This window comes from Halobellus rufus (assembly GCF_000739575.1).
Lineage (GTDB): Archaea > Halobacteriota > Halobacteria > Halobacteriales > Haloferacaceae > Haloquadratum > Haloquadratum rufum.
The window spans coordinates 183021-189475 of the sequence record NZ_BBJO01000009.1 but is presented as its reverse complement, the minus strand read 5'-3'; the positions used below and the strand labels follow the sequence as shown (position 1 = coordinate 189475).

Here is a 6455-nt window from a genome sequence, read left to right as displayed (position 1 = left end):
AAAAATGCCGCTCGGCTCGCGTCCGCGAGCCTCGCGGTACGATCGCTAGCGACTCCGCCCCGCCCCGCACTACCGTACCCCGCTCCGCACCGCCCCGCACTGCTCTGCATCTACGACAGCAACACGGCGAGATCATATATACTAACACGCGGCCATCGCGGCCGTGACGTAAGAGTCGTCCCGCGTCGGGCAGCGGTTGTCCGGCACGTCGACGCGGGGGAACTGGCGACGCACGGGAGCGCGTCGTCGGCACGGGTGCCGGCTGTTCGCCATTCCAAAGCGCTAGCGACGCCGACGTCCACTCACTCCGCGCGGGCGACGAGGTCGACCGCGCGCCGCCGCGCCGTCTCGACGACGTCCTCCTCGTCGAGCGTGAGCACCTCCCGATCACGCATCAGGGTCTGACCGTCGCAGATCGTGTGCCGAACGTCGGAGCCGCGGACGGCGTAGGCGAGGTGGCTCACGAGGTCGTGGGCGGGAGCGAGATGCGGCGCGTCGAGGTCGACGACCGCGAGGTCCGCCGCCTCGCCGACTTCGACCCGTCCGCCCGGCAGCGACAGCGCCGAAGCGCCGCCTTCGGTCGCCATCTTCACCGCCGACGCCGCGGGCACCGCCGACGCGTCGTCGGCGCCGAGCTTGCCGATCATCGCGGCGTCGCGGAGTTCGTCGAACAGGTCGAGGTCGTTGTTCGAGGCGGCCCCGTCGGTGCCGAGACCGACCGTGACGCCCGCGTCCAGCAGCTTCTGCACGGGCGCGATTCCCGAGGCGAGCTTCATATTCGACGCCGGGCAGTGCACGACGGCCGTGCCGCGCTCGGCGAGGAGGTCGATCTCGCTGTCGTCGACGTGGACGCCGTGCGCGAGGAAGTCGACGTCGGAGAGGAGCCCGAGGTCGTCGGCGTACGCGAGCGGCCGCTCGCCCCGCTCGTCGACGATTGGCTCCACTTCGTCGCGCGTCTCGTTCGCGTGTGTGTGAACCGGGATATCGTCCTCGCGAGCCGCAGCGATCGCTTCGCGGAAGAGGGACTCCTCGACGGTCGTCAGCGAGTGCGGCATCACGGCCGTCCTGATCCGACCGTCGGCCGCGCCGTCGTACTCCCGGGCGACGTCGAGGCACTCTTCGACGTCCGCGCGTGCGTCGGCCTCGTCCTTGCCGACGGTGACGACGCCGTGGCCGACGCGAGCGCGCATCCCCGCCTCGTCGATCGCCTCGACGATCTCCGGCACGTGGAAGTACATATCCGCGAACGTCGTCGTCCCCGAGCGGATCATCTCGACGAGCCCCAGCTCCGTCCCGGCGCGGACGTCCTTGGCGGTGAGTTCCGCCTCCGCGGGCCAGATGTCCTCTCGCAGCCACGCGTCCAGCGGTTTGTCGTCGGCGTAGCCGCGGAGGAGCGTCATCGCGACGTGCGTGTGCGCGTTCACGAGCCCGGGCATCACGAGCCCACCGGCGGCGTCGAGCCGTTCGTCGACGTCGTACTCCGCCGTCAGATCCGATCCGATGGCCTCGATTCGGCCGGCGGCGCGGTCGACGAGCACGTCCGCTTCGGTGACGCTCGCGTCCGGGTGCAACACCCGGCCGCCGGAGACGAGAAGCCTATCAGTTGCCATACCGGGCGCTACCGACGGTGGACCTATGAGACTGTCGTCTGTCGGTCTCCGAGTACACCGTTCCCGAACTGGTCTGCCGAAGTGGCGACATTCGCCTTCGCGGGCGATTTCGTCGACTCTCGCAGAACTTAAACCGGGGCGCGACGAACGCCCGCGTATGAGCGACGACGAGAACGGAGGGCGGCGGGACCTCCGGATGCCCGACGACGACGAGGTGTTCGCCGTCGTCACGAACATGCTCGGAGCGAACCGCGTGAAAGTCCGGTGTGCCGACGGCGTCGAGCGCACCGCGAGAATTCCCGGGCGGATGCAAAAGCGGATCTGGATCCGCGAGGACGACGTGGTGCTCGTCGAACCGTGGGACTGGCAGGACGAAAAGGGCGACATCACCTGGCGCTACGAGAAGTCCGAGGCCGACCAGCTCCGCGAAGAAGGACACATTCAGTGACTGACTCCGACGAGTACGGCTTTTTAGCTCCCGACGAGGCGGACGCCCCCGGCGACGAGTGGGAAGAGATCGACGTCTCCGACACCGAAGCCGACAGGATCGCTCGCCGTCGGGACCGCGAGTTCGACGAGTTCCGCAAGCGCCTGAAGGACGCCGACCAGTTCAAAGTCGAGCAGTCGGTCTTCGACGACGCCACGTTCGCGGCGATCTACAAACTCGTCCAGGACGGGCACATCGACGCGTTCGGCGGCCCGATTTCGACCGGCAAGGAGGCGAACGTCTACGAGGCGCTCGGGAGCGACGACGGGGCCGAACGGGACGTCGCCGTGAAGATCTACCGGATCAACGCCTCGAACTTCCGGCAGATGCGGGAGTACCTAGAAGGCGACCCGCGATTCGAGGGGATCGGCAACGACAAGAAACAGGTCGTGCTCGCGTGGACCCAAAAGGAGTTCGCGAACCTCTCTCGCGCCCGACAGGCAGGCGTCCGCGTGCCCGAACCGATCGCCGTCGAGCGCAACGTCCTCGTGATGGAACTCGTCGGACTCGTCGAAGAGCGCGCGCGCAGGCTCGCCGAGGTCGACGTCGAGAACCCCGAGACGGCCTACGAGGTCGTCTCCGAATACATGCGTCGGCTCCACGCCGCGGGACTCGTCCACGGCGACCTCTCGGAGTACAACATGATCATCCACGACGGCGAACTCGTCGTGATCGACCTCGGGCAGGCGGTGACGGTCCACCACCCCAACGCCGAGGAGTTCCTCCGGCGGGACTGCCGCAACGTGGCCGCCTTCTTCGGTCGGCAGGGACTCGACGTGACCGGAGACGAACTATACGAGTTCGTCACAGCCGTCGAGGCGGATCCGAGCGGCGATCCCGACGGGCCCGACACCGATAGCGACCGGCGCGGCGACAGGTGACTCCGGAGAGTCGAACGTACCCCTCCGGCACGCGCTGTGGAACCGCTTGACGAACAAACGCTTAAACGGCTCCACCGGGTATTCGGCCGTATGAAACACGTAAAGGTCCCACAGGACCGCATCGGCGTCCTCATCGGCGAAGGGGGTGAGACGATGCGCGAGATCGAAGATCGAGCCGAAGTCCGTCTCGACATCGACTCCGAGAGCGGCTCTGTCGCGATCGACGACGTCGGCGATCCCGTCAGCGGGATGATCGCGCCCGACATCGTCCGCGCGATCGGTCGAGGGTTCACGCCCGAATCGGCGCTGTCGCTGTTAGAGGGGGAGCTCCGAACGTTCGAGCTCGTCGACCTCGAATCGCACACCCGAAACAAGAACGACCTCAAGCGGCAGAAGGGCCGGCTCATAGGCGAGAACGGCCGGACCAGAGAGCTGATGGAGGAACTCACGGGCGCGGAGGTCGTGATCAAGGGAACGACGCTCGGCGTCATCGGCCAACCCGAGGAAGTCGAGGCCGTCCGCCGCGCCGTCGGGATGATCCTCGACGGGGCTCCGCACGGCGCGGTGTACTCGTTCCTCGAGCGGAAACACAACGAACTCACGCAGGGGTTCGACGTTCGGCAGTCGGGCTAGCGACAGGACCGACCGGGCGACGTCGGCTATTGCTCGCCGTATTCTGTCGAGAGGTAATCGGACACTTTTCGCGCGGCGTCGGTGTCGATCACCCAGACGCCGTCCCATTCGACGTCGTCGTCGGTGACCGCCAGGAGCGCCGCGCCGGTCCCGTCGGAGCCGGGAGGGGGTGAGAAGACGACGAACCACCCCCAGCGGAGTTCCTCGACGTCGTCGTTGTGGACCGTGACCGGGAACGATGAGAGCGCGTCGGCGTCGCCGATCCCGTAGACGTGAACGTCGAGATCGGTGTCCGAGAGCGTCTCGTAGGCGCGCTCTGTCCCCCGTTCGTCGACGAGGCGCGAGAGCCGCTGGAACCCGGTGTGGAGTTCGCCGTCGCCGTGGCGGAGCGCCAGCGATTCGATGTAGCGGGAGATTTCGATGAGGAGGAGTTTCCCCTTCGTGCCGGCCGGATAGCCGCGCACGCGGAACCGGGTGCCTTCGAGGTCGCGGACCACCGCGGGCGTCTCCACCGCTTCGAGCGGACGCGAGCCGGTGATGTAGAGGTCCGAGTTGACCGCGAGGATCGCGTCGCGGACGTCGCCGAACTGCGATTGGGAGACGACGGTTCCGTCCCGCCGGAGTTGGACGACGTCGTCCTCCGAGAGCACGCGGGAGACTTCCGAGACGTCCACGGGCTGGGCGTCGAACAGCGAGTTCAGCATTCGGGCGACCATCGGGGGCTGTTCGCTGTTGACGATCGAGAGGGAGGTCTGGCCGCCCCCCTCGGCGAACTCGTCGATGAACTCCCGAAGTGCCATCGGCCAGTGAAAGGCCGGTCGGCGTAATAGAGCTTTACACACCGGACGGCGGATCGAGTATATAAACACGAAATGTGACAGATGTTAACACCCAATATCGTGCGTATGGAGGGGCTTTCGATGCCGGTAGCGATGCTTTTTTATAGAATCACAAACAATCGTTGACTCGAGTATGTCTCAGCGAATGCAGCAGGGTCAGCCGATGATCATTCTGGGCGAAGACTCCCAGCGTACACAGGGTAAAGACGCGCAGTCGATGAACATCTCGGCGGGCAAAGCGGTCGCCGAATCCGTACGGACCACGCTCGGTCCGAAGGGAATGGACAAGATGCTCGTCGACTCCACGGGGAACGTCGTCGTCACGAACGACGGCGTCACGATCCTCAAGGAGATGGACATCGATCACCCCGCGGCGAACATGATCGTCGAAGTCTCCGAGACCCAGGAGGACGAGGTCGGCGACGGCACCACGACCGCCGTCGTCGTCGCCGGTGAACTCCTCGATCAGGCCGAGGAACTCATCGAGCAGGACGTCCACGCGACCACCATCGCGCAGGGGTACCGACAGGCCGCCGAGAAGGCCAAGGAGATCCTCGAAGAGAACGCCATCGAGGTCGGCAAAGAGGACCGCGAGACCCTCGTCAAGATCGCCGAGACGGCGATGACCGGCAAGGGCGCCGAATCCTCGAAGGACCTGCTCGCCGAGCTCGTCGTCGACGCCGTGCTGGCGGTCGCCGACGACGACGGCATCGATATCGACAACGTCTCCGTCGAGAAGGTCGTCGGCGGCTCCATCGACAACTCCGAGCTCGTCGAGGGCGTCATCGTCGACAAGGAGCGCGTCCACGAGAACATGCCCTTCGGCGTCGAAGACGCCGACGTCGCGCTGTTCGACGGGGCCCTGGAAGTTCGCGAGACCGAGATCGACGCGGAAGTCAACGTCACCGACCCCGACCAGCTTCAGCAGTTCCTCGATCAGGAAGAAGAGCAGCTGAAGGAGATGGTCGACCAGCTCGTCGACGTCGGTGCCGACGTCGTCTTCGTCGGTGACGGCATCGACGACATGGCACAGCACTACCTCGCGAAGGAGGGCATCCTCGCGGTCCGCCGCGCGAAGTCCTCCGACCTCAAGCGCCTCGCCCGCGCGACCGGCGGCAACGTCGTCGGCTCCCTCGACGACATCGAGGCCGACGACCTCGGCTTCGCCGGCTCCGTCGCCCAGAAGGACATCGGCGGCGACGAGCGCATCTTCGTCGAGGACGTCGAGGACGCGAAGTCCGTCACGCTCATCCTCCGCGGCGGCACCGAGCACGTCGTCGACGAGCTCGAACGCGCTATCGACGACTCCCTCGGCGTCGTGAAGACGACCCTCGAAGACGGCAAGGTCCTGCCCGGCGGCGGTGCCAGCGAGACCGAACTGTCGATGGAACTGGGCGAGTTCGCCAGCTCCGTCGGCGGCCGCGAGCAGCTCGCGATCGAGGCGTTCACCGAGGCGCTCGACGTCATCCCGCGCACGCTCGCCGAGAACGCCGGCCTCGACCCCATCGAGTCGCTCGTCAACCTCCGCAAGGAGCACTCCGACGGCGACTTCGGTGCGGGCCTCGACGCCTACACCGGCGACATCGTCAACATGGAGGACGACGGCGTCGTCGAACCCCTCCGCGTGAAGACGCAGGCCATCGAGTCCGCCACCGAGGCGGCCGTGATGATCCTCCGCATCGACGACGTCATCGCCGCTGGCGACCTCAAGGGCGGCAGCAGCGACGACGGCGGCGACGACGGTGGCGCGCCCGGCGGTGCACCCGGCGGCATGGGTGGCATGGGCGGTATGGGCGGTATGGGCGGCGCAATGTAATAGCGGCTCCGAACACGCCACCACACCTCCCACGTCACGCCTCGAATCGCCCGCCGAACGCCCGCGACGACCCGAATTTTTTCGCGCCGATCGATCGAGACCGAACAGCCCCCGCTATCGAGTTGGCGACGGTGCAAGCGACGAAGCGAATTTGTGTCTGCCCGGCGAACGTGAACTGATGGGAGACCG

General features: G+C 66.6%; 6 protein-coding genes. 4 read left to right on the top strand and 2 right to left on the bottom strand.

The genetic code is table 11. The annotated features are described in order from the left end of the window. Positions 1-302: 302 nt before the first annotated feature. A complete protein-coding gene (locus tag ACP99_RS05625; RefSeq protein ID WP_049985646.1) occupies positions 303-1610 on the bottom strand; it encodes an amidohydrolase in 1308 nt (435 codons plus the stop codon). Positions 1611-1767: 157 nt separating this feature from the next. Between ACP99_RS05625 and eif1A the strand changes: the two genes are divergently transcribed. The 3 genes from eif1A (at position 1768) to ACP99_RS05610 (ending at position 3611) form a co-directional block, all read left to right on the top strand. Further along, positions 1768-2058 (top strand): translation initiation factor eIF-1A, encoded by a 291-nt coding sequence (eif1A, locus tag ACP99_RS05620; protein WP_049985645.1) that lies wholly within the window; start codon positions 1768-1770, stop codon positions 2056-2058. After that, positions 2055-2978: a serine/threonine-protein kinase Rio1 gene (gene rio1, locus ACP99_RS05615; RefSeq protein ID WP_049985644.1), complete on the top strand. Its 924-nt coding sequence runs from the start codon at positions 2055-2057 to the stop codon at positions 2976-2978. Before eif1A ends, rio1 begins: the two co-directional genes overlap by 4 nt. Before the next feature lie 90 nt (positions 2979-3068). Next, a complete protein-coding gene (locus ACP99_RS05610; protein ID WP_049985643.1) occupies positions 3069-3611 on the top strand; it encodes a KH domain-containing protein in 543 nt (180 codons plus the stop codon). 26 nt (positions 3612-3637) lie between these two features. Here ACP99_RS05610 and ACP99_RS05605 read toward each other — a convergent pair whose 3' ends face one another. Then, positions 3638-4411, bottom strand: coding sequence for a DICT sensory domain-containing protein (locus ACP99_RS05605; protein WP_049985642.1), 774 nt, complete (start codon positions 4409-4411; stop codon positions 3638-3640). 202 nt (positions 4412-4613) lie between these two features. Here ACP99_RS05605 and thsA point away from each other — a divergent pair, with 202 nt between their 5' ends. After that, a complete protein-coding gene (thsA, locus tag ACP99_RS05600) occupies positions 4614-6266 on the top strand; it encodes a thermosome subunit alpha (RefSeq protein ID WP_049985662.1) in 1653 nt (550 codons plus the stop codon). Positions 6267-6455 lie beyond the last annotated feature (189 nt).

Coding starts and splice junctions, on each gene's coding strand:
- ACP99_RS05610 (WP_049985643.1), top strand. CDS start 3,069: ATGAAACACGTAAAGGTCCCACAGGACCGCATCGGCGTCCTCATCGGC.
- eif1A (WP_049985645.1), top strand. CDS start 1,768: ATGAGCGACGACGAGAACGGAGGGCGGCGGGACCTCCGGATGCCCGAC.
- ACP99_RS05625 (WP_049985646.1), bottom strand. CDS start 1,610: ATGGCAACTGATAGGCTTCTCGTCTCCGGCGGCCGGGTGTTGCACCCG.
- thsA (WP_049985662.1), top strand. CDS start 4,614: ATGATCATTCTGGGCGAAGACTCCCAGCGTACACAGGGTAAAGACGCG.
- ACP99_RS05605 (WP_049985642.1), bottom strand. CDS start 4,411: ATGGCACTTCGGGAGTTCATCGACGAGTTCGCCGAGGGGGGCGGCCAG.